This is a genomic window from Delftia sp. Cs1-4 (assembly GCF_000214395.1).
GTDB classification, from domain to species: domain Bacteria; phylum Pseudomonadota; class Gammaproteobacteria; order Burkholderiales; family Burkholderiaceae_C; genus Comamonas; species Comamonas acidovorans.
Window position 1 is genome coordinate 5,146,632 of record NC_015563.1, and the last position, 20,623, is coordinate 5,167,254.

Genomic DNA, 20,623 nt, shown 5'->3' on the forward strand with positions numbered 1-20,623 from the left:
AAAGGCCCCTCAGGGCCTGGATCACTCGACCACCTTGGTGATCTTCGAGCCCTGCAGCGACACGCCGGCTTCCAGACCCGCATTGGTCAGCACATAGCTGGTCACGGGGCCCTGGGCGGTCGTGGTGTCCACGCTGCCATTGGCGCCCACCTTGCCTGCGGCCACCGTGGCATCGGCGCCCACGGACCAGCCCTCGCTGGCCAGGAACTTGTCCAGCGCTTCCTGGGTGTTGAACACATAGATCACAGCCTTGGACTGGCCACCGGCCTGCCAGCCCACCGAGGCGCCTGTCGTGCTGTAGTAGCCCTTGTTCTGGCCGCCGACGCGCAGCACGCCGCGGCCATGCTCGACACCGATGACGAAGCTGCCGCCGATCACCGAGGGGAAGATCAGCACGCCCTTGGAGCGGGCCACCATTTCCTTGGAGCCTGGCGCCGTCTGGTACAGCCGCTCCAGCGCAGCGTTGGCGCGCGCATTGACGGTGGTGGCATCAGCGCGCGGCGCGGACTGGGTTTCCGGCTTGGTGGTCGTGCAGCCGACCATGGCAATGCTGCCGGCCGCCAGTGCAGTGGCCATCACGACGGTACGCAAAGAAAACTGACGCATGGGAAAACCTGCCTTTCTTGATTGGACGTTTTGGGGAGACCCCATCGGTTCATTGGATTGATCACCTTGCCTCCCGGTCCCGGGCACCCCTTCCAGTGCTCGCAAACCGTTTCCGAGACAGGCTGGGGATGATGCTAGGCGGCTTTGCGGTACTTGTGATGAGACATGTCACAAGTTGCGCCATAGGACTACAGGCCCGCAGGAAATGTCTGAAAATCCCGTGCCGGGCCGCCACAGCCGACACCGAAAGCGCGCTGATGCCAGAATGCACGCACAGCAACACCCGGCCCACCGGGCCTATCCACACCGAGGGAGTTCATGAAGTTCTGGAGCCACTTTCACCATCCCCAGGCAGCCATGGTGCTGCTGCGCGTCACGCTCGCGGTCCTGTTGCTTTTTCACGGCTGGGCCAAGCTGCGCTACGGCATAGGCAGCATCGAGCGCATGGTGGAGTCCACGGGCGCACCGGGCTGGCTGGCCTATGCGGTCTATCTGGGTGAGGTGGTGGCGCCGCTGCTGCTGCTGGTCGGCCTGTGGGTGGTGCCTGCGGCGCTGGTGATTGCGATCAACATGGTCGTGGCCTTTGCGCTGGTGCACACGGGCCAGGTGATGCAGCTGCACAGCTCGGGAGGCTGGGCGCTGGAGCTGCAGGCCTTCTTCTTCATCACGGCCCTGGTCGTGGCCATGGGGCATTCCAAGGGCAAGTAGCCCGCACGCTTGCTGGAGCCCCAAAAGCAACGGCCCGCAATGCGGGCCGTTTTTCGTTTCAGGGCTCACTCCAGGCCATCCCCCGACAGCCTGCCTGCAGCAGGGCTCAGGAGCCCCGGTACGTGGAATAGCTCCAGGGGCTGACCAGCAGGGGCACGTGGTAGTGCTGGTCGGCATGGGCCACGCCGAAGTCCAGGCTCACCTTGTTGAGGAAGTTGGGCTCCGGCAGTTGCACGCCACGGGCCTTGAAGTAGGCCGCCACGTCGAAGGTCAGGCGGTAGGTGCCGATCCTGAGGCTGTTGTTGTCGAACAGCGGTGCATCGGTGCGGCCGTCGTGGTTGAGCACCAGGCTCTTGATCAGCGTGGCCTGGTCGCCATCGGTGGAATACAGCGCGACAGCCATGCCGGCTGCGGGGCAGCCGTTCATGGTGTCGAGGACGTGGGTGCTCAGGCCCATGGAAATCTCCTGTGCGGCGGGAGCTGGCCCGCCCGGTTGTCATTGGTTGGTCAATGCAAGGAGCGCGGCGCGCGACAGCACTCGCGGCCCTGCCCTGCATTCGCAAAGTGTATACAGTTTTTGTACGCCCTTGAAGGGCGTTGCACGGCCGACGCCTAGGCAGATACCCGCACTTTGGGCGCCCGGGCCGGCGCGCGGGAAGCCTGCCGACGCCATGCTTCTACACTGTGGTCCGCCGCCGCCCTGGCCGCAGGACCCTCCGGCCGGCGCGCACAGGGCGGCACAGGACTCGCGCTTTTTTTCCACTGTTCCACTGTTTCATCTGCCAAGGAGATACCGATGCAACTTCGCTCCCCCTTGCTTGCAACCAGCCTGGCGCTGGCCATTGCCAGCCTGGCCGCCTGCAGCAGCACGCAGCCGCCCGCGGCTTCGGCGGCGCCAGCACCCGTGGCCGCAGCGCCTGCCCCGGCAGCGGCGCCCATCACGCAGAGCAACGCGGCCCAGGCCGCCAGCGCCGCCTATGACTTCGACATGGATGTGTTCCATCCCGTCGTGGGCAGGAGCGGCATGGTGGCCAGCGAGCAGGAGCTGGCCTCGCGCATCGGCCTGCAGGTCCTGAAGTCCGGCGGCAATGCGGTGGACGCCGCCGTGGCCATGGGCTTTGCGCTGGCCGTGGCCCTGCCCAACGCAGGCAACATCGGCGGCGGCGGCTTCATGGTGGTGCATGACGCCAAGAGCGGCAAGAACATTGCGCTGGACTTCCGCGAGGTCGCGCCCTCCAAGGCCACGCGCGACATGTACGTGGGTGCGGATGGCAAGGTCATCGACGGCAAATCGCTCTACACCCACTACGCCGTGGGCGTGCCCGGGACCGTGGCCGGCATGGAGCATGCATTGAAGAAATGGGGATCGCTGCCCTTGTCCACGGTGATTGCGCCGGCCGCAAAGCTGGCCGACAAGGGCTTTGCGGTCAGCGAGACCCTGGCCAAGATCCTGGAGCAGGAAAAGAAGAACATGGGCCAGTGGCCCGCCACCCAGGCCATCTTCTGGCGCAACGGCGAGCCCCTCAAGCGCGGCGACCGCCTGGTGCAAAAGGACCTGGCGCAGTCGCTGCGCCTGATCGGCCAGCAGGGCTCCAAGGTGTTCTACGAAGGCTCCATCGCCCGCAAGATCGCGGCCGAGATGGCGCCGCATGCAGGCGCCCTCTCGCTGCAGGACCTCAAGAGCTACAAGGTCGCCGAGCGCGAGCCTCTGCGCGGCACCTACCGCGGCTACGAGATCGTGACCATGCCGCCTCCGTCCTCCGGCGGCGCCCACCTGATCCAGATCCTCAACATGATGGAACGCTGGCCCATGAACCAGTGGGGCGTCAACAGCGCGCAGAGCATCCACTACATGGCGGAAAGCATGAAGCTGGCCTATGCCGACCGTGCCGAATACCTGGGTGATCCCGACTTCGTGACCGTGCCGCTCAAGGGCCTGACCTCCAAGCGCTATGCCGAGGCACTGGCCGCCGGCATCGACCCCTACCAGGCGCGCGCCGGCAAGGACATCCGGCCCGGCAAGCCCCAGCCCTACGAGAGCGACCAGACCACGCACTACTCGGTGGTGGACAAGGCGGGCAACGCCGTGGCCGTGACCTATACGCTGAACACCAACTTCGGCAGCGGCATCGTGGCCAAGGGCACGGGCATCCTGCTCAACAACGAGATGGACGATTTCTCGGCCAAGCCCGGCGTGGCCAACGCCTATGGCCTGGTCGGCGGCGATGCCAACGCGGTGGCCGCAGGCAAGCGCCCGCTGTCGTCGATGACGCCGACCATGGTGCTCAAGGGCGGCAAGCCCGTGCTGGTCACCGGCAGCCCCGGCGGCGCACGCATCATCACCACCGTGCTGCAGACCGTTGTCAACACCATAGACTTCGGCATGAACCCGGCCGAGGCCGCCGCCACGCCGCGCTTTCACCACCAGTGGACGCCCGATGAGCTGCGCGTGGAAAAGGGAATCAGCCCCGACACCGTGGCCCTGCTCAAGTCGCGCGGCCACAACGTTGCCGTGAAGGCGTCGATGGGCCGCACCCAGACCATCGAGCTGCGCGACGGCATGCTCTACGGCGCCTCCGACCCGCGCAACCCCGACGGGCAGACACTGGGCTATTGAAGCAAGAAAAAGCCGCGCCCGTTGCCGAGCGCGGCTTTTCACAACAGGGCGGCGCAAGGCCGCCCTCCCACCAATCGCGTTGTCAGTTGCGCGGCATCAGGCCGGGACCTTCTGGCCCACTTCGAAGTTGGCCTGGATCTCCAGCGCACGCACCATGCCCGAGTGATCCCAGTTCGCGCCGCCGTGGGCCACGCAGCTGTTGAACAGCTCCTGCGCCTGGGCGGTGTTGGGCAGGGACACGCCGAGCTGGCGCGCGCTGCTCAGGGCCAGGTTCAGGTCCTTCTGGTGCAGCGAGATGCGGAAGCCCGGATCGAACGTGCGCTTGATCATGCGCTCGGCATGCACTTCCAGGATCTTGGACGAGGCAAAGCCGCCCAGCAGCGCCTCGCGCACGCGGGCCGGGTCGGCACCGGCGCGCGACGCGAACAGCAGGGCCTCTGCCACCGCCTCGATGTTCAGCGCCACGATGATCTGGTTGGCCACCTTGGCGGTCTGGCCGTCGCCGTTGCCGCCCACCAGGGTGATGTTCTTGCCCATGCGCTCGAACAGCGGCTTGACGCGCGCGAACACGTCCTCCGGGCCGCCGACCATGATGGACAGCGTTGCGTTCTTGGCGCCCACCTCGCCGCCGGAGACCGGCGCATCCAGGTACTGGGCGCCGATGGCCTCGATGCGGCGAGCGAAGTCCTTGGTGGCCACGGGCGAGATGGAGCTCATGTCCACCACCACCTTGCCGCTGCTGCCCTTGAGGCCGGCGGCCACGCCGTCCTCGCCGAACAGCACCTTCTCGACATCGGGCGTGTCGGGCAGCATCAGGAAGATGATGTCGGCCCGCTCGGCCACGCCGCGCGCGGTGGTGCACTGGGTGGCGCTGCTTTCGGCGATCTGCGCGGGGATCTTGCCCAGGGTGTTCACGAACAGCTGGTGGCCTGCCGTCAGAAGGTGGCCCGCCATGGGCGCGCCCATGATGCCCAGGCCCACGAAACCAAGCTTGAGAGAGGATGCATTCATGCTGTGTACTCCTTGTCGTTTTTGAAAAGCTGAGAAAAAACTCCGGCGGCGCTCAGGCGGCGACTGCCGCGCGCACGCTGGTGTGGGCGTCCAGCCAGCCCAGGCCCGATTCGGTATCGCGCGCGGGCTTGTACTCGCAGCCCACCCAGCCCTGGTAGCCGATGCGGTCCAGGTGCGCGAACAGGAAGGGGTAGTTGATCTCGCCCGTGCCCGGCTCGTTGCGGCCCGGGTTGTCGGCCAGTTGCACGTGGCCGATGCGCGCCAGGTGCTTTTGCAGCGTGGCCGCCAGTTCGCCCTCGGTGCGCTGCGCGTGGTAGATGTCGTACTGCACGAAGGCGTTGGGCGCACCCACCTCATCGAGGATGGACAGGGCCTCGTCCGTGCGGTTCAGATAGAAGCCGGGAATGTCGAAGGGGTTGATGGGCTCGATCAGCAGGCGCAGATTGGCCGCGCTCAGCGCCGATGCGGCAAAGCGCAGGTTGTCCACGAAGGTGCGGCGCAGCAGCGCGGCATCGGCACCGGCAGGCGCCTTGCCGGCCAGGCAGTTGAGCTGGGGCACGCCCAGCGCATGGCCATAGGTCACGGCCTTGGCCACGCCGGCGCGGAACTCGTCCACACGGTCGGGGTGGCAGGCAATGCCGCGCTCGCCCGCATCCCAGTCGCCGGCCGGCAGGTTGTGCAGCACGATCTGCAGGCCGTGGGCGTCCACGCGCTCCTTGATCTCTTCGACCGTATGGGCGTAGGGAAACAGGAATTCCACGGCCTCGAAGCCGGCGCGCGCCGCGCGCTCGAAGCGGTCGAGGAAGGGCACCTCGGTGAACAGCATGCTGAGGTTGGCAGCAAAACGGGGCATGTCAGAAGTCTCCGGTTGTCGTTTGGTGGGTTGGGAGCGGCAGGGCGCGCAAGGCGCCCCGCCGGTAAAAATGCCCAAGGGGCAATGGAAATCGGAACCCCCGAGTGCCTGCACCGCCCGCAATGCAGGCATTGGCGCAGCGCCAGCCAGGGATGCCAGGCAAGGGCCGCCCCGCAGCGATGGCGTCGTCCCCTCCGAAGAGAGGGGAAGCGGCGCAGCCGCTCAGGGGGTGCCTTGCTTCAGTCCAGCAGGGCCAGGGCGCTGGGCACGTCGGCAGGCGCTGCGGCCAGGTCCTCGAACTCGATCACGTTGTCGATCTCGGCGCCCATGGAGATGTTGGTCACGCGCTCCAGGATGACCTCGACGACGACCGGCGTGCGGTGCTCTGCCATCCAGGCCTCGGCCTGTTGCATGGCGGGCGCGAAGTCCTCGGGACGGTGCACGCGGATGGCCTTGCAGCCCAGGCCCTCGACCACCTTGACGTGGTCCACGCCATAGCCCTTGGACTCTTCCTTGTCGTCGACATTGATGTTGTCGAAGGCCAGTTGCACGCAGTAGTCGATGGAGAAGGCGCGCTGCGCCTGGCGGATCAGGCCCAGGTAGCTGTTGTTGACCAGCACATGGATGTAGGGCAGCTTGAACTGCGCGCCCACGGCTAGCTCCTCGATCATGAACTGGAAGTCATAGTCGCCCGACAGCGCCACGATCTTGCGGGCCGGGTCGGCCACGCGCACGCCCAGGGCGGCCGGAACGGTCCAGCCCAGCGGGCCGGCCTGGCCGCAGTTGATCCAGTTGCGCGGCTTGTAGACATGCAGGAACTGCGCGCCGGCAATCTGCGACAGGCCGATGGTGGAGACATAGCAGGTGTCCTTGTCCAGGCTGCGGTTCATGCACTGGTAGACGCGCTGCGGCTTCATGGGCACGTTGTCGAAATTGGTCTTGCGCAGGTACTCCACATTGTTCTTGCGGGCCTGGCATTCGGCCACCCAGCCGCTGCGGTCCTTCAGGCGGCCAGCCGCCTTCCACTCGCGCGCCACCTCCACGAAGAGCTTGAGCGCAGCGCCTGCGTCCGAGACGATGCCGTAGTCGGGCGCGAACACGCGGCCGATCTGCGTGGGCTCGATGTCCACGTGCACGAACTTGCGGCCCTTGGTGTAGACCTCGACCGAGCCCGTGTGGCGGTTGGCCCAGCGGTTGCCGATGCCCAGCACGAAGTCGGAGGCCAGCATGGTGGCATTGCCGTAGCGGTGGCTGGTCTGCAGGCCGCACATGCCGGCCATCAGGCGGTGGTCATCGGGAATGGTGCCCCAACCCATCAGGGTGGGAATCACGGGCACGTCCAGCAGCTCGGCGAACTCCACCAGCAGCTCGGACGCATCGGCGTTGATCACGCCGCCGCCCGAGACCAGCAGCGGACGCTCGGACTCGTTGAGCATGGCGATGGCCTTTTCCACCTGCTTGCGCGTGGCGGCAGGCTTGTAGACAGGCAGGGGCTCGTAGGTGTCGATGTCGAACTCGATCTCGGCCAACTGCACGTCGATGGGCAGGTCGATCAGCACGGGGCCGGGACGGCCCGAGCGCATCAGGTGGAAGGCCTGCTGGAAGGCGCGCGGCACCTGGGCCGGCTCCAGCACCGTGGTGGCCCACTTGGTCACGGTCTTGGCGATGGAGGCAATGTCCACGGCCTGGAAATCTTCCTTGTGCAGACGCGAGCGCGGCGCCTGGCCCGTGATGCAGAGAATCGGAATCGAATCCGCGCTGGCCGAGTACAGGCCCGTGATCATGTCCGTGCCGGCCGGGCCGCTGGTGCCGATGCACACGCCGATGTTGCCGGCCACGGCGCGGGTGTAGCCCTCGGCCATGTGGCTTGCGCCTTCGACGTGGCGCGCCAGGATGTGGCCGATGCCGCCATGGTCCTTGAGCGCTGCGTACAGCGGGTTGATGGCGGCACCGGGAACGCCGAATGCGACGGTCACGCCTTCTTTTTCCAGCACGCGGACTGCGGCTTCGATTGCTTTCATTTTTGCCATGGGAGGTCTCCTTCAAATTGGAGTCAACTCTAGGCAGACAGGCCGATTGGCGGAACGCCTGCGCAGACCATAAAATTTATTCCGCACAGGAATAACTACCAATGAAAAAGGAGACAGCGCCATGGACAGACTCGATGCCATGCACATGTTCGTGCGCGTGGTGGAGACCAGCAGCTTCACCAAGGTCGCGCACGAATTCGCCACCACGCAGCCCACGGTCACCAAGCAGATCGCAGCCATGGAAGCGCGCCTGAAGGTGCGCCTGCTCAACCGCAACACGCGCGGCGTGAGCCTGACCGAAGCGGGCGCGCTGTACTACGAGAAATGCAAGGCCATCGTCAACGACGTGGCCGAGGCCGACAAGGTGGTCCAGGTGCGACAGACCCAGGTGCAGGGCCAGCTGCGCATTGGCAGCTCGGTGGCCTTTGGCCGGCGCGTGCTGATACCGCTGGCGCTGGAGTTCATGGCGCACAACCCCCAGGTGCAGGTCGACCTGAGCTTCGAGGACCGCTACACCGACCTGGTGGCCAACGGCATCGACGTGGCCCTGCGCCTGGGCAAGCTGGCCGACTCCAGCCTGGGCGCACGCACGCTGGGTGTGAACCCCTGGGTGCTGGTGGCCTCGCCCACCTACCTGCGCAAGCGCGGCACGCCGCGCCGCCCCTCCGACCTCAAGGAACATGCCACGCTGATCTACAGCAGCGTGCAGGGCAACGACATCTGGCGTCTGCGCAACGCCAGCGGAGAACCGGTCTCGGTGGCAGTCACGGGCCGGCTGCGCTCCAACAACCTCTCGGCCCTGCTGGCGGCCTCACGCTCGCACATGGGCATCGCCGCCCTGCCCCGCTACGTGGCCCACGACTCCCTGGAAGCCGGCCGCGTGGTCGAAGTCCTCAAGACCTGCCGCCTGCCCGAGCAGGAAATCCACGCCGTCTACCCCTCGCCGCGCCTGGTGCCGCAGAAGGTGCAGTCCTTCATCGCCTTCCTGCAGGGGCGGTTCGATGCCGAATGGTGGGAGACGCTGCCGCGCGGGGCGTGACAAAGGAAGCCAGGCCGAGCACAGCAAAGGCCCGTGCCACCAACCCTTATGGCCGCGCCTGCGTCGTGCCATCTGCGGGGTGGCAAGCCTGCCGAAGGACAGGCTTGTTTCGTGATCTGACTCGCCGTGCTTGTCTGAACGGAGCGCGTAGCGCGCAGTGAGTTGCACGGCGCACCCCGCAGATGGCACGGCGCAGGTTGCCCCAGCGCGCAGCGCTGGGGTCGCGGGCATCAGGGCGCGTTTCTTTGCTTACTTTCTTGCCGCGCGGCAAGAAAGTGAGTCGGCCGCCGGGCCGAAACCCGGCCTCGAAAAACAACCACCCGGCAGGATGAAAAACCTAGAGAACCAGAATCGCCCGGAAGTCATTCACGTTGGTATGCGTGGGCCCGGTCACCACCAGATCCCCCAACGCATCAAAGAACCCATACGCATCATTGCGATCCAGATACTCGGCAATCCGCATGCCCTGGTCCTGTGCCCGCGCCAACGTATCCGGTGACACGCGCGCTCCCGCGTTGTCCTCCACGCCATCGATGCCATCGGTATCGGCCGCCAGCGCCCAGACCTTGTCCTGCCCCTGCAGGGCCTGGGCAAGACCCATGCAGAACTCGCCCGCGCGCCCGCCGCGCCCCTTGGGCGTGCCGGCCGGGCGCTGCCGGATGGTGACCGTGGTCTCGCCGCCGGACAGGATCACGCAGGGCTTTGCAAACGGCTGGCCGTGGCGGGCCACGGCGCGCGCCAGGGCGGCGTGGACCTTGGCGACTTCGCGCGATTCGCCCTCGATCTCGTCGGACAGCACATGGGTGCGCAGGCCTGCGGCCTCGGCCACGCGTGCGGCCGCCTCCAGCGAGTGCTGGGGCGTGGCGATCATGTGGACCTCATGGCCGTCGAAGCGCGCGTCGCCGGGCTTGGGGGTTTCCAGCTCGCCCGCCTCCAGCGCGCGGCGCACGGATTCAGGCACTTCGATGCGGTAGCGCGCGAGGATGGCCAGCGCGTCGGCGCAGCTGCTGGCATCGGGCACGGTGGGGCCGCTGGCGATGATGGAGGGATCGTCGCCCGGCACGTCGCTGATGGTCAGTGTGACCACGCGCGCAGGCGCGCAGGCCGCGCCCAGGCGCCCGCCCTTGATGCGCGACAGGTGCTTGCGCACGCAATTCATCTCGCCGATGGCGGCGCCGCTTTCCAGCAGGGCGCGGTTGATGCGCTGCTTTTCCTCCAGGTCGATGCCTTCGGCCGGCAGGGTCAGCAGGGCCGAGCCGCCGCCCGAGATCAGGCACAGCACGAGGTCGTCCTCGGTCAGCCCTTCGGTCAGCGCGAGGATGCGCTCGGCGGCAGCCAGGCCTGCCGCATCGGGCACGGGGTGGGCGGCCTCGACCACCTCGATGCGCTGCGCCAGCCCTTCGGGGCGCGGCGGGATGTGGTGGTAGCGCGTGACCACGAGGCCGGACAGCGGCGCGTCCGCTGGCCACAGCGCCTCCAGCGCCTGGGCCATGGAGCCGCCGGCCTTGCCCGCGCCCAGCACCAGGGTGCGGCCCTTGGGAGGCTTTGGCAGGCATTGGGCCATGCTGTACAGGGGCTGCGCATCCTTGACCGCAGCGCGGTAGAGGTCGAGCAGAAAGGCTTGGGGATCGGTGAGGTGCAGGTCCGTGGTGCTGGTCATGGTGTGTTGTCTCCGCCGGGCATTATGGAATTTCCTGCACCGGCGGTGGCATGCGGTCAAGTCACAACTGATTCGCCCGGCCTCGTTCCTCGCGCCAACTCAACTCAATCCAGGGCCACCTTGGCGTCCTTGACCAGCCTGGCGAAGCGGTCGGTGTCGTCGCGGATCTGGCGCGCCATCTGCTCGGGCGATCCGCCGATGGGCTCGGCGCCTATCTCCTCCATCTTCCTGCGGAACTGCGGCGACTCGATGATGCGGTTCATGTCAGCGCCCAGCCGCGCCAGTACCTCGCGGGGCGTGGCGGCCGGTGCCAGCACGCCGAACCAGGTGCCCATGTCGAAGCCCTTGAGGCCGGCCTCGTCCAGCGTGGGCACATCGGGCAGGGCCACCGAGCGCCTGGCCGTGGTCACGGCCAGCGCGCGCAGCTTGCCGGCCTTGATGTGGGGCAGCACGGGCGTGACGGTATCGAAGGACATGGCGATCTGCCCGCCCAGCAGGTCCGTGGTCAGCGGGCCGCTGCCCTTGTAGGGCACGTGCAGCAGCTCCACGCCGCCCATGGACTCGAACTGCGCGCCAATCAGGTGCTGGCCCGTGCCCGCGCCGTTGGAGCCATAGGCCAGCTTGCCGGGCTGAGCGCGAGCCTGGGCCAGCAGCTCCTGCACGGTTTTGGCGGGCACCTGCGGATTGACCACCAGCACATTGGGGACCACGGCCACCACGGTGATGGGCGCCAGGTCCTTCTGGAAGTCATAGCCCAGCCTGCGGTAGACGCTGGTGGCAATGGTGTGGTGCACAGCGCCCATGAGCAGGGTGTAGCCGTCAGGTTTCGCCTTGGCCACATGGTCGGCGCCCAGGGTGGCGCCCGCGCCGGGGCGGTTTTCCACGACCACGGGCTGGCCCAGACTCTTGGACAGCTCCTGGCCCAGCGCACGTGCCAGCACATCGGTGGTGCCGCCTGCGGGAAACGGCACGATGAGGTTGACGGGGCGCGCCGGCCAGGCCTGGGCCCAGGCCGAAGACATGGCGGCTGCAATGGTGGCGGCGGCCAGCGCGCACGCGGCGGCAACCCTGGTGATGCGGTTCATGGTTTGTCTCCTGTCTGTTCTTTTGTGGGTTATCGGACCATGCAGCGCGCGCTCAGGCAGGCACGGGCTCGGCCTGGGCCTCGGCCTCGGCAGTCTGCGCGCGCAGCCGAGTGCAGACCGCGTCGGTGACCTGGCGCGTGGTGGCCTTGCCGCCCAGGTCGCGCGTGTGCAGCGAGGCATCGGCCGTCACCTGCTCCACTGCCTGCATCAGCCGCTGCGCGGCGCGGTGCTCGCCCAGGTGCTCCAGCAGCATCACGCAGCTCCAGAACGTGCCCACGGGGTTGGCCAGGCCCTGGCCCATGATGTCGAAGGCCGATCCGTGGATGGGCTCGAACATGCTGGGGTAGCGGCGCTCCGGATCGATGTTGCCCGTGGGCGCAATGCCCAGGCTGCCGGCCAGCGCGGCCGCCAGGTCGCTGAGGATGTCGGCATGCAGGTTGGTGGCGACCAGGGTGTCCAGCGAGGCGGGGCGGTTGACCATGCGCGCCGTGGCCGCGTCCACCAGCTCCTTGTCCCAGCGCACGTCGGGGAACTCGGCGGCCACCTGCACCGCGATCTCGTCCCACATCACCATGGCGTGGCGCTGGGCGTTGGACTTGGTGATCACCGTCAGCAGCTTGCGCGGCCGCGACTGCGCCAGGCGGAAGGCGAAGCGCATGATGCGCTCCACGCCCGCGCGGGTCATCATGCTCACGTCGGTGGCCACCTCGATGGGATGGCCCTGGTGGGCGCGGCCGCCCACGCCCGCGTATTCGCCTTCGGAGTTCTCGCGCACGATGACCCAGTCCAGATCCTCTCGCGCGCAGCGCTTGAGCGGCGCATCGATGCCGGGCAGGATGCGCGTGGGCCGCACATTGGCGTACTGATCGAACCCCTGGCAGATTTTCAGGCGCAGGCCCCACAGCGTGACATGGTCGGGAATGTGCGGGTCGCCGGCCGAGCCGAACAGGATGGCGTCCTGGCCGCGCAGCGCGTCCAGCCCGTCGGCCGGCATCATCTCGCCGTGCGCGCGGTACCAGTCGCCGCCCCAGCCGAAACTGGTGAAGGCAAAGCCCAGGCCAGGCTGGGTTTCGGCCAGCGCCTGCAGCACCTCCTGCCCTGCGGGCACCACTTCCTTGCCGATGCCATCGCCGGGAATGCAGGCGATGCGGTATGTCTTTGTCATGAGGGCTCCTTGGATTGCGGTGGATGAAGCGCCATGCGGATCCATGGCCTTGTTCGTGAATCTATCGATGGAACAACGCCGCGCGCGCCTCTAGAGTGATGGCATCGTTCACTTTGATTCAACAATGAGCACACCCGTCTCAGCGCCATCGGAGATGGCCTTCTTCTGCCTGCTGGCCCGCAGCGCCAGCCTGTCAGCCACGGCCCGCGAGCTGGGCATCACCACGCCGGCGGCCAGCAAGCGCCTGTCCCAGATGGAGGCGCGGCTGGGCGTGCAATTGGTCAGCCGCACGACGCGGCGCCTGGGCCTGACCGATGAGGGCCAGACCTACCTGGCCCATGCGCGGCGCATCCTGGACGACATTGCCGCCATGGAGCAGGCCGTGGCCGGCATGCCCGGGCAGCCGCAGGGCCTGCTGCGCATCAATGCCACGCTGGGATTCGGGCGCAGCCATATCGCGCCGCTGATCGCCAGCTTCGTGCGCAAGCACCCGCAGATCCAGGTGCAGCTGCAGCTGTCGGCCTCGCCGCCGCCCCTGGTCGATGACAGCTTCGACCTGTGCATACGTTTTGGCGAACCGCCGGACGCGCGCATCATCGCGCGGCGCCTGGCGCCCAACCGGCGGCTGCTGTGCGCGTCTGCCGCCTACCTGGCGCGGCGCGGCACGCCGGCCACCCCGCGCGAGCTGATGCAGCACGACTGCATCGACATCCGCCAGGGCGACGACACCCACGGCGTCTGGCGCTTCACCCACAACGGCCCCGGCCGCAAGACCGAGGCCATCCGCCTGCGCGACAGCCTGAGCACCAACGATGGCGAGATCGCCGTGGGCTGGGCCCTGGCCGGCCTGGGCATCGTCATGCGCGCCGAATGGGATGTCGCCCGCTACCTGCGCAGCGGCCGCCTGGTGCAGGTGCTGGCCGACCATGCCACGGCGCCGGCCGACATCCATGTGGTCTATCCGCAGCGGCATGCGGCAACCCAGCGCGTGCAGCGCTTTGTCGAGCACCTGGCACGGCACTTCGACACGGCCGCGCCCGGTTTCTGAAAAGGCATGCCGTATGCGGGGAAACGCCAATAAGCAGTAGACAGAAACTGTATACAACTCTTGTGACCAGCCGCTATGATGGCTGAATGGAGACTTCCACCACCAGTTTCATTGTCGAGAGCCTGACCCGGGCCATCGTCGAACACCGTCTTCTGCCCGGCACCAAGCTGGCCGAGCAGAAATTGGCAGACCATTTCGGCGTCTCGCGCACCCTGGTGCGCCAGGCGCTGTTCCAGCTGTCGCAAAACCGCCTGATCCGGCTCGAACCCGCGCGCGGGGCCTTCGTGGCCACGCCCTCGGTGGACGAGGCGCGCCAGGTCTTCGCCGTGCGCCGCATGCTCGAAGCCGAGATGGTGCGCGCCTTCATCGCCCAGAGCACGCCGGCCAAGATCCGCGCGCTGCGGCAGCACGTGGCGGCCGAGAAAAAGGCCATGGACGGCAACGACGTCGGCCAGCGCACCGAGCTGCTGGGCGACTTCCACGTGCGCATGGCCGAACTCATGGGCAACGAGGTGCTGGCCCAGCTGCTGGGCGAGCTGATCTCGCGCTGCGCGCTGATCACGCTGATGTACCAGTCCAGCACGGCCGCCGAGCATTCCCATGACGAGCATGCCGAAATCGTCACGGCCCTGGCCGGCGGCGACGCCGACCACGCCGTACAGCTCATGCAGCAGCACCTGGACCACGTGGAAGCCGGCCTGACCTTCGACCGCGACATGCCGACCAGCGATCTTTCGATGGCCCTTTCCTCCGTATCCGCATGACCTACGACGCCACTGCCCCCTATCCCCGCGACCTGATCGGCTACGGTCGCACGCCCCCCCACGCCCGCTGGCCAGGCCAGGCCCGCGTGGCCGTGCAGTTCGTCCTCAACTATGAAGAGGGCGGAGAGAACTGCGTGCTGCACGGCGATGCCGCCAGCGAGCAGTTCCTGTCCGAAATGTTCAATCCGGCCGCCTACCCCGAGCGCCACATGAGCATGGAAGGCATCTATGAGTACGGCTCGCGCGCAGGCGTCTGGCGCATCCTGCGCGAGTTCGAGAAGCGCGGGCTGCCGCTGACCGTGTTCGGCGTGGCCACGGCCCTGCAAAAGCACCGTGAGCTGGCCCAGGCCTTCGACGAGCTGGGCCATGAAGTGGCCTGCCACGGCCTCAAGTGGATCCACTACCAGAACATTCCCGCCGAGGTCGAGCGCGAGCACATGCGCCAGTGCATGGAGATCTTCGGCGAGCTGTACGGCCACGATGGCGACCACGGCCTGGGCTGGTACACGGGCCGCGACAGCCCCAACACCCACCGCCTGGTGGCCGACGACGGCCGCTTCGCCTACGACAGCGACTACTACGGCGACGACCTGCCCTTCTGGATGAAGGTCGGCAGGAGCGACGGCAGCACCCGCAGCCAGCTCATCGTGCCCTACACGCTGGACTGCAACGACATGCGCTTCGCCCTGCCCCAGGGCTACTCGCACGCCGACCCGTTCTTCCAATACCTGAAGGACACGTTCGACGCCCTCTACGCCGAGGGCGATCCGGCCGGCGATGACTCCCCCAAGATGATGAGCATTGGCATGCACTGCCGCCTGCTGGGCCGCCCCGGCCGCATCACGGCACTGCAGCGCTTTCTGGACCACATTCAGCGGCACGACAAGGTCTGGGTCTGCCGCCGCATCGACCTCGCGCGCCACTGGGCGCACCACCATCCCGACAAGGAATAACGCAGCATGGCTCTGACGCTGGAACAACTCAACGCCGCCGACCTGGCCACCGCCGCCAGTCTGCTGGACGGCCTCTACGAACACTCGCCCTGGATTGCCGAGGCCGCGCTGGCCCAGCGCCCCTTCCGCTCGCTGGCCCAGATCAAGTACGCCATGGCCCAGGTGCTGGACAAGGCGCCGGTGCAGGCCAAGCTTGACCTGATCCGCGCCCACCCGGAGCTGGCCGGCAAGGCCATGGAGACCAACACGCTCACGGCCGAATCCACCAACGAGCAGAACAAGGCCGGTCTGACCCGCTGCACGCCCGAGGAGTTGGAGCACATCCGCAAGCTCAACGCCGAGTACGGCAAGCGCTTCGGCTTTCCCTTCATCCTGGCCGTGCGCGGTCCGCGCGGCGCGGGCCTGGCCAAGGCCGAGATCATCGAGACCTTCGAGCGCCGCCTGCACAACCACCCCGACTTCGAGCTGGGCGAGGCGCTGCGCAACATCCACCGCATTGCCGAGATCCGCCTGAACGACAAGTTCGGCTACACGCCCGAGCTGGGCAACGATGTCTGGGACTGGCAGGAAAAGCTGGCCCAGCACAGCGACCCCGGCTATGCCGAAAAGGGCCAGCTCACCGTCACCTACCTGACCGATGCCCACCGCGCCTGCGCCCAGCGCATCAGCCACTGGATGCGCGACTGCGGCTTCGACGAGGTCGAGATCGACGCCGTGGGCAACGTCGTGGGCCGCTACAAGGCGGCCACCGAGGACGCCAAGACCCTGCTGACCGGCAGCCACTACGACACCGTGCGCAACGGCGGCAAGTACGACGGCCGCCTGGGCATCTTCGTGCCCATGGCCTGCGTGCGCGAGCTGCACCGCCAGGGCAAGCGCCTGCCGTTCCACATCGAGGTCGTGGGCTTTTCCGAAGAGGAAGGCCAGCGCTACAAGGCCACCTTCCTGGGCTCGGGCGCACTGATCGGCGACTTCAAGCAGGAATGGCTGGAGCAAAAGGATGCCGACGGCATCACCCTGCGCGAGGCCATGCAGCACGCCGGCCTGTGCATTGACGACATCCCGAAGCTGCAGCGCGATCCGGCCCGCTACCTGGGCTTCATCGAAGTGCACATCGAACAGGGCCCGGTGCTCAACGAGCTGGACATCCCGCTGGGCATCGTCACCTCCATCAACGGCAGCGCGCGCTACATCTGCGAGATGATCGGCATGGCCAGCCACGCCGGCACCACGCCCATGGACCGCCGCCGCGATGCCGCCTGCGGCGTGGCCGAGCTGGCGCTGTACATCGAAAAGCGCGCCGCGCGCGACGGCACCTCGGTGGCCACCATGGGCCAGCTCAATGTGCCCAGCGGCTCGGTGAACGTGGTTCCCGGCCGCTGCCAGTTCAGCCTGGACCTGCGCGCGCCCACCAACGAACAGCGCGACGCCATGGTGGCCGACATCCTGGCCGAGATCGAGGCCATCGCCCAGCGCCGTGGCCTGCGCTACAGCACCGAGCTGGCCATGAAGGCCGCCGCCGCTCCCAGCGCCCCCGAATGGCAGCAGCGCTGGGAAGCCGCCGTGGACGCCCTGGGCGTGCCCCTGTACCGCATGCCCAGCGGCGCCGGCCACGACGCCATGAAGCTGCACGAAATCATGCCCCAGGCCATGCTGTTTGTGCGCGGCCTGAACGCCGGCATCAGCCACAACCCGCTGGAAAGCTCCACCGCCGACGACATGCAACTGTCCGTCGATGCCTTCTCCCACGTACTGAACCAGCTGGCCCAAGAGCAGCAATGACCGACATGAACCAAGACAAGCAAGCCACCTACGCCGCCCTGGACGCCTGGATCGACCAGCATTTCGATGAAGAGGTGCAATTCCTGCAGGCCCTGGTCCAGGTTCCGACCGACACCCCGCCCGGCAACAACGCACCCCACGCCGAGCGCACGGCCGAGCTGCTCAAGACCCTGGGCTACGAGGCCGAGAAGCACACCGTGCCCGAGGCTGACGTCAAGGCCTACGGCATGGAGTCCATCACCAACCTGATCGTGCGCCGCCCCTACGGCAGCGCAGGTGACGCCGGCGGCGGCCTGACCATTGCGCTGAACGCCCACGGCGACGTGGTGCCGCCCGGTGAAGGCTGGACCCAGGACCCCTATGGCGCCGCCATCGAGGACGGCAAGCTCTACGGCCGCGCCGCCGCCGTGAGCAAGAGCGACTTCGCCACCTTCACCTACGCCGTGCGTGCGCTCGAAGCCGTGGCCCGGCCCTCCAAGGGCGCGGTGGAACTGCACTTCACCTACGACGAGGAATTCGGCGGCATCCTGGGCCCCGGCTGGCTGCTGGCCAACAACCTCACCAAGCCCGACCTGATGGTCGCGGCCGGCTTCAGCTACGAAGTCGTCACCGCCCACAACGGCTGCCTGCAGATGGAAGTGACCGTGCAGGGCAAGATGGCGCACGCCGCCGTGCCCCACACGGGCGTGGACGCGCTGCAGGCCGCCGTGGTGCTGATGAACGCGCTGTACGCTGAGAACACCAAGTACCAGCAGGTGACCTCCAAGGTGCCGGGCATTAAGCACCCCTACCTGAACATCGGCCGCATTGAAGGCGGCACCAACACCAACGTGGTGCCCGGCAAGGTCTTGCTCAAAATCGACCGCCGCATGATCCCCGAGGAGAACCCGGCCGAGGTCGAGGCCAGCATCCGCGCCGTCATCGCCCAGGCCATTGCCGACTTCAACGCCAAGGGCGGCTACACGGGCGAGGATGCCGTGCGCGTGGACATCAAGCGCCTGCTGCTGGCCAATGCCATGACGCCGCTGGCGGGCAACAAGCCCCTGGTGGACGCCATCCAGGCCCATGGCGAAGCCGTCTTCGGCGAAAAGCCCCCGGCCGTGGGCACGCCGCTGTACACCGACGTGCGCCTGTACGTGGAGCGCGGCATTCCCGGCGTGATCTACGGCGCAGGCCCGCGCACCGTGCTGGAGTCCCACGCCAAGCGCGCCGACGAGCGCCTGGTGCTGGAGGACCTGCGCCGTGCCACCAAGGTCATTGCACGCATGCTGTGCGACCTGACGGCCTGACCGCCTGACGGCCCGCATCAAGGCCTGACACCCAAGCCCGGCGCCGCCGGGCTTTTTTGCGCCCGGGCACCGCATCGGGGCGCATGCACCACCGCAGCCCATGCCGTGCGCCAGAGCCGCGCACGAGCCGCGCCCAAGCCGCGCGGTAGCGGCCGCCAGGCACCAGCACGGTGCCTGGCGCTTGCCTGGCGGCTGGCATCCATCTTGCAATGCACCATGGCACTCCCGCCCTGGCAGGCGATGCGCACCAAAACGGGTTGGCGCGACTGCCGCAACAGGGTTTACCGGGAGCAGAAATTTCCCATGATCTGTATACACTTTTTGTATGGATGTTGGCGCCGAACCCTGCCACGCCGGCGTCCGTTCCCATAAATCCCGAGGAGACAAATCCCCATGCAATCTTCCGTTCATCCCGTCGATGAGATGCTGCCCGCAGGCAAGCTCACGGCGCTGGGCCTGCAGCACGTTCTCGTGATGTATGCGGGCGCCGTGGCCGTGCCCCTGATCGTCGGCCGCGCACTCAACCTGCCGCCCGAGCAGGTGGCCCACCTGATCTCGGCCGACCTGTTTTGCTGCGGCCTGATCACGCTGATCCAGGCCATGGGCGCGACCCAGTGGTTCGGCATCAAGCTGCCCGTGATGATGGGCGTGACCTTCGCCAGCGTGGCGCCCATGGTGTCCATGGCGCAGAGCACGGGCGGCTCGGCGGGGGCGGGGCTGATCTTCGGCTCGGTGATCGGGGCGGGGATCGTGTCCATCCTCATCGCCCCGCTGATCAGCCGCATGCTGCGCTTTTTCCCGCCCGTGGTGACCGGCACCATCATTGCCGTCATCGGCATCAGCCTGATGCGCGTGGGCGTGAACTGGATCTTCGGCAACCCCGTCGGCCCCACCGCTCCCAGCGTGCCCAACCCCGAGCACCTGAAATGGCTGGCCGACGCCCAGGCCACGGCCGGCGCGCCGGGCTCCTCGCTGCCGCCCGTGCCCAAGGGCTTCGCGGTCGTGCCCACCATTCCCAACCCCAAGTACGGCGACCTGACCGGCGTGGGCATCTCGGCCATCGTGCTGCTGTCCATCCTGCTGATCGCGCGCTTTGCCAAGGGCTTCCTGGCCAACGTCTCGGTGCTCATGGGCATCCTGATCGGCGGCGTGCTGTCCGTGGCCATGGGCCTGATGGACTTCAGCAAGGTCGCCAAGGCCGAATGGTTCACGATGGTGCTGCCCTTCGAGATCGCCACGCCGGTGTTCGACCCCATCCTCATCCTCACCATGAGCCTGGTGATGGTGGTGGTGATGATCGAGTCCACCGGCATGTTCCTGGCCCTGGGCGACATGACCGATCGCAAGATCAGCCAGGACGAGCTGACGCGCGGCCTGCGCACCGACGGCCTGGGCACGCTGATCGGCGGCATCTTCAACACCTTCCCCTACACCAGCTTCTCGCAGAACGTGGGCCTGGTCGCCGTCACCGGCGTCAAGAGCCGCTGGGTCTGCGTGGCCGGCGGCGTGATCCTGATCGTGCTGGGCGTGCTGCCCAAGATGGGCGCCCTGGTCGAGTCCCTGCCCACCGTGGTGCTGGGCGGCGCGGGCCTGGTGATGTTCGGCATGGTGGCCTCCACCGGCATCCGCATCCTGAGCAACGTGGATTTCCAGACCAACCGCAACAACGCCATGATCGTCGCCGTGTCCATCGGCGTGGGCATGATTCCGCTGGTGGCGCCGAATTTCCGCCAATGGATGCCCCACGGCATTCATCCGTTGATCGAATCCGGTATCCTGCTGGCCTCGATTACCGCGGTGGCATTGAACATTTTCTTCAACGGAGCCAGCAGCGATACCTCTGCTGCCGTCCGGGCCGCACGCCAGGCAGACGCCCACTGATGAAACAGTGCCCGCCCTGGCGGGCACGCCCAACAATCGCCCGGCCTACCCGCCGGGCTGTGCGCCCCCTGCCGTCCATAGGCGCCAGGGGGCTTGTTGTCGAAATCCCTGAGGCAAAACTGTCCTGACCCT

Annotated in this window: 17 protein-coding genes; 9 read left to right on the forward strand and 8 right to left on the reverse strand. The window is 67.3% G+C overall.

Annotation, left to right across the window (positions count from 1 at the left end):
• Positions 1-21 precede the first annotated feature (21 nt).
• Positions 22-606, reverse strand: coding sequence for a YSC84-related protein (locus tag DELCS14_RS22545; RefSeq protein ID WP_013803704.1), 585 nt, complete (start codon positions 604-606; stop codon positions 22-24).
• Positions 607-924: 318 nt separating this feature from the next.
• Here DELCS14_RS22545 and DELCS14_RS22550 point away from each other — a divergent pair, with 318 nt between their 5' ends.
• On the forward strand, positions 925-1,314 hold the full coding sequence (locus DELCS14_RS22550; protein ID WP_013803705.1) for a DoxX family protein: 390 nt from the start codon (positions 925-927) through the stop codon (positions 1,312-1,314).
• Positions 1,315-1,420: 106 nt separating this feature from the next.
• Here DELCS14_RS22550 and uraH read toward each other — a convergent pair whose 3' ends face one another.
• The gene (gene uraH, locus DELCS14_RS22555; protein ID WP_013803706.1) at positions 1,421-1,771 is read right to left on the reverse strand and encodes a hydroxyisourate hydrolase; all 351 of its coding nucleotides are present in this window, start codon (positions 1,769-1,771) and stop codon (positions 1,421-1,423) included.
• A 339-nt stretch (positions 1,772-2,110) separates the two neighbouring features.
• On the opposite strand from uraH, the gene ggt reads away from it, so the two are divergent.
• Positions 2,111-3,931 (forward strand): gamma-glutamyltransferase, encoded by a 1,821-nt coding sequence (gene ggt / locus DELCS14_RS22560; RefSeq protein ID WP_013803707.1) that lies wholly within the window; start codon positions 2,111-2,113, stop codon positions 3,929-3,931.
• 96 nt (positions 3,932-4,027) lie between these two features.
• Here ggt and glxR read toward each other — a convergent pair whose 3' ends face one another.
• From glxR to gcl, 3 genes are all read right to left on the reverse strand, one after another.
• Positions 4,028-4,942 carry a 2-hydroxy-3-oxopropionate reductase gene (gene glxR / locus DELCS14_RS22565; protein WP_013803708.1) on the reverse strand — a complete coding sequence of 305 codons (915 nt, stop codon included), beginning with the start codon at positions 4,940-4,942 and terminating at the stop codon, positions 4,028-4,030.
• 52 nt (positions 4,943-4,994) lie between these two features.
• Positions 4,995-5,795 (reverse strand): hydroxypyruvate isomerase, encoded by an 801-nt coding sequence (gene hyi / locus DELCS14_RS22570; protein WP_012204041.1) that lies wholly within the window; start codon positions 5,793-5,795, stop codon positions 4,995-4,997.
• 239 nt (positions 5,796-6,034) lie between these two features.
• Positions 6,035-7,825 (reverse strand): glyoxylate carboligase, encoded by a 1,791-nt coding sequence (gene gcl / locus DELCS14_RS22575; protein ID WP_012204040.1) that lies wholly within the window; start codon positions 7,823-7,825, stop codon positions 6,035-6,037.
• Between the two features lie 121 nt (positions 7,826-7,946).
• On the opposite strand from gcl, the gene DELCS14_RS22580 reads away from it, so the two are divergent.
• Positions 7,947-8,864 carry a LysR family transcriptional regulator gene (locus DELCS14_RS22580; protein ID WP_013803709.1) on the forward strand — a complete coding sequence of 306 codons (918 nt, stop codon included), beginning with the start codon at positions 7,947-7,949 and terminating at the stop codon, positions 8,862-8,864.
• A 337-nt stretch (positions 8,865-9,201) separates the two neighbouring features.
• On the opposite strand, the gene DELCS14_RS22585 is transcribed toward DELCS14_RS22580, so the two are convergent.
• From DELCS14_RS22585 to DELCS14_RS22595, 3 genes are all read right to left on the reverse strand, one after another.
• Positions 9,202-10,524 carry a glycerate kinase gene (locus DELCS14_RS22585; RefSeq protein WP_013803710.1) on the reverse strand — a complete coding sequence of 441 codons (1,323 nt, stop codon included), beginning with the start codon at positions 10,522-10,524 and terminating at the stop codon, positions 9,202-9,204.
• A 104-nt stretch (positions 10,525-10,628) separates the two neighbouring features.
• A complete protein-coding gene (locus tag DELCS14_RS22590; RefSeq protein WP_013803711.1) occupies positions 10,629-11,609 on the reverse strand; it encodes a tripartite tricarboxylate transporter substrate binding protein in 981 nt (326 codons plus the stop codon).
• A gap of 52 nt (positions 11,610-11,661) precedes the next feature.
• Complete coding sequence (locus DELCS14_RS22595; RefSeq protein ID WP_013803712.1) at positions 11,662-12,774, reverse strand: tartrate dehydrogenase; 1,113 nt, start codon at positions 12,772-12,774, stop codon at positions 11,662-11,664.
• Positions 12,775-12,898: 124 nt separating this feature from the next.
• Between DELCS14_RS22595 and DELCS14_RS22600 the strand changes: the two genes are divergently transcribed.
• The 6 genes from DELCS14_RS22600 (at position 12,899) to DELCS14_RS22625 (ending at position 20,491) form a co-directional block, all read left to right on the forward strand.
• Positions 12,899-13,822: a LysR family transcriptional regulator gene (locus tag DELCS14_RS22600; protein ID WP_013803713.1), complete on the forward strand. Its 924-nt coding sequence runs from the start codon at positions 12,899-12,901 to the stop codon at positions 13,820-13,822.
• Between the two features lie 86 nt (positions 13,823-13,908).
• The gene (locus tag DELCS14_RS22605; RefSeq protein ID WP_012204034.1) at positions 13,909-14,586 is read left to right on the forward strand and encodes a GntR family transcriptional regulator; all 678 of its coding nucleotides are present in this window, start codon (positions 13,909-13,911) and stop codon (positions 14,584-14,586) included.
• The gene (gene puuE, locus DELCS14_RS22610; protein WP_013803714.1) at positions 14,583-15,539 is read left to right on the forward strand and encodes an allantoinase PuuE; all 957 of its coding nucleotides are present in this window, start codon (positions 14,583-14,585) and stop codon (positions 15,537-15,539) included. The genes DELCS14_RS22605 and puuE overlap by 4 nt, the downstream gene beginning before the upstream one ends.
• A 6-nt stretch (positions 15,540-15,545) precedes the next feature.
• Positions 15,546-17,321, forward strand: a complete 1,776-nt coding sequence (uraD, locus tag DELCS14_RS22615) for a 2-oxo-4-hydroxy-4-carboxy-5-ureidoimidazoline decarboxylase (RefSeq protein WP_013803715.1) — start codon at positions 15,546-15,548, stop codon at positions 17,319-17,321.
• A complete protein-coding gene (locus tag DELCS14_RS22620) occupies positions 17,318-18,610 on the forward strand; it encodes a M20/M25/M40 family metallo-hydrolase (RefSeq protein WP_013803716.1) in 1,293 nt (430 codons plus the stop codon). The genes uraD and DELCS14_RS22620 overlap by 4 nt, the downstream gene beginning before the upstream one ends.
• Before the next feature lie 393 nt (positions 18,611-19,003).
• Positions 19,004-20,491, forward strand: a complete 1,488-nt coding sequence (locus DELCS14_RS22625; protein ID WP_013803717.1) for a nucleobase:cation symporter-2 family protein — start codon at positions 19,004-19,006, stop codon at positions 20,489-20,491.
• Positions 20,492-20,623 lie beyond the last annotated feature (132 nt).

Coding starts and splice junctions, on each gene's coding strand:
- uraD (WP_013803715.1), top strand. CDS start 15,546: ATGGCTCTGACGCTGGAACAACTCAACGCCGCCGACCTGGCCACCGCC.
- DELCS14_RS22590 (WP_013803711.1), bottom strand. CDS start 11,609: ATGAACCGCATCACCAGGGTTGCCGCCGCGTGCGCGCTGGCCGCCGCC.
- ggt (WP_013803707.1), top strand. CDS start 2,111: ATGCAACTTCGCTCCCCCTTGCTTGCAACCAGCCTGGCGCTGGCCATT.
- DELCS14_RS22580 (WP_013803709.1), top strand. CDS start 7,947: ATGGACAGACTCGATGCCATGCACATGTTCGTGCGCGTGGTGGAGACC.
- puuE (WP_013803714.1), top strand. CDS start 14,583: ATGACCTACGACGCCACTGCCCCCTATCCCCGCGACCTGATCGGCTAC.
- uraH (WP_013803706.1), bottom strand. CDS start 1,771: ATGGGCCTGAGCACCCACGTCCTCGACACCATGAACGGCTGCCCCGCA.
- DELCS14_RS22585 (WP_013803710.1), bottom strand. CDS start 10,524: ATGACCAGCACCACGGACCTGCACCTCACCGATCCCCAAGCCTTTCTG.
- DELCS14_RS22550 (WP_013803705.1), top strand. CDS start 925: ATGAAGTTCTGGAGCCACTTTCACCATCCCCAGGCAGCCATGGTGCTG.
- DELCS14_RS22600 (WP_013803713.1), top strand. CDS start 12,899: ATGAGCACACCCGTCTCAGCGCCATCGGAGATGGCCTTCTTCTGCCTG.
- gcl (WP_012204040.1), bottom strand. CDS start 7,825: ATGGCAAAAATGAAAGCAATCGAAGCCGCAGTCCGCGTGCTGGAAAAA.
- hyi (WP_012204041.1), bottom strand. CDS start 5,795: ATGCCCCGTTTTGCTGCCAACCTCAGCATGCTGTTCACCGAGGTGCCC.
- DELCS14_RS22605 (WP_012204034.1), top strand. CDS start 13,909: ATGGAGACTTCCACCACCAGTTTCATTGTCGAGAGCCTGACCCGGGCC.
- DELCS14_RS22595 (WP_013803712.1), bottom strand. CDS start 12,774: ATGACAAAGACATACCGCATCGCCTGCATTCCCGGCGATGGCATCGGC.
- glxR (WP_013803708.1), bottom strand. CDS start 4,942: ATGAATGCATCCTCTCTCAAGCTTGGTTTCGTGGGCCTGGGCATCATG.
- DELCS14_RS22625 (WP_013803717.1), top strand. CDS start 19,004: ATGCAATCTTCCGTTCATCCCGTCGATGAGATGCTGCCCGCAGGCAAG.
- DELCS14_RS22620 (WP_013803716.1), top strand. CDS start 17,318: ATGACCGACATGAACCAAGACAAGCAAGCCACCTACGCCGCCCTGGAC.
- DELCS14_RS22545 (WP_013803704.1), bottom strand. CDS start 606: ATGCGTCAGTTTTCTTTGCGTACCGTCGTGATGGCCACTGCACTGGCG.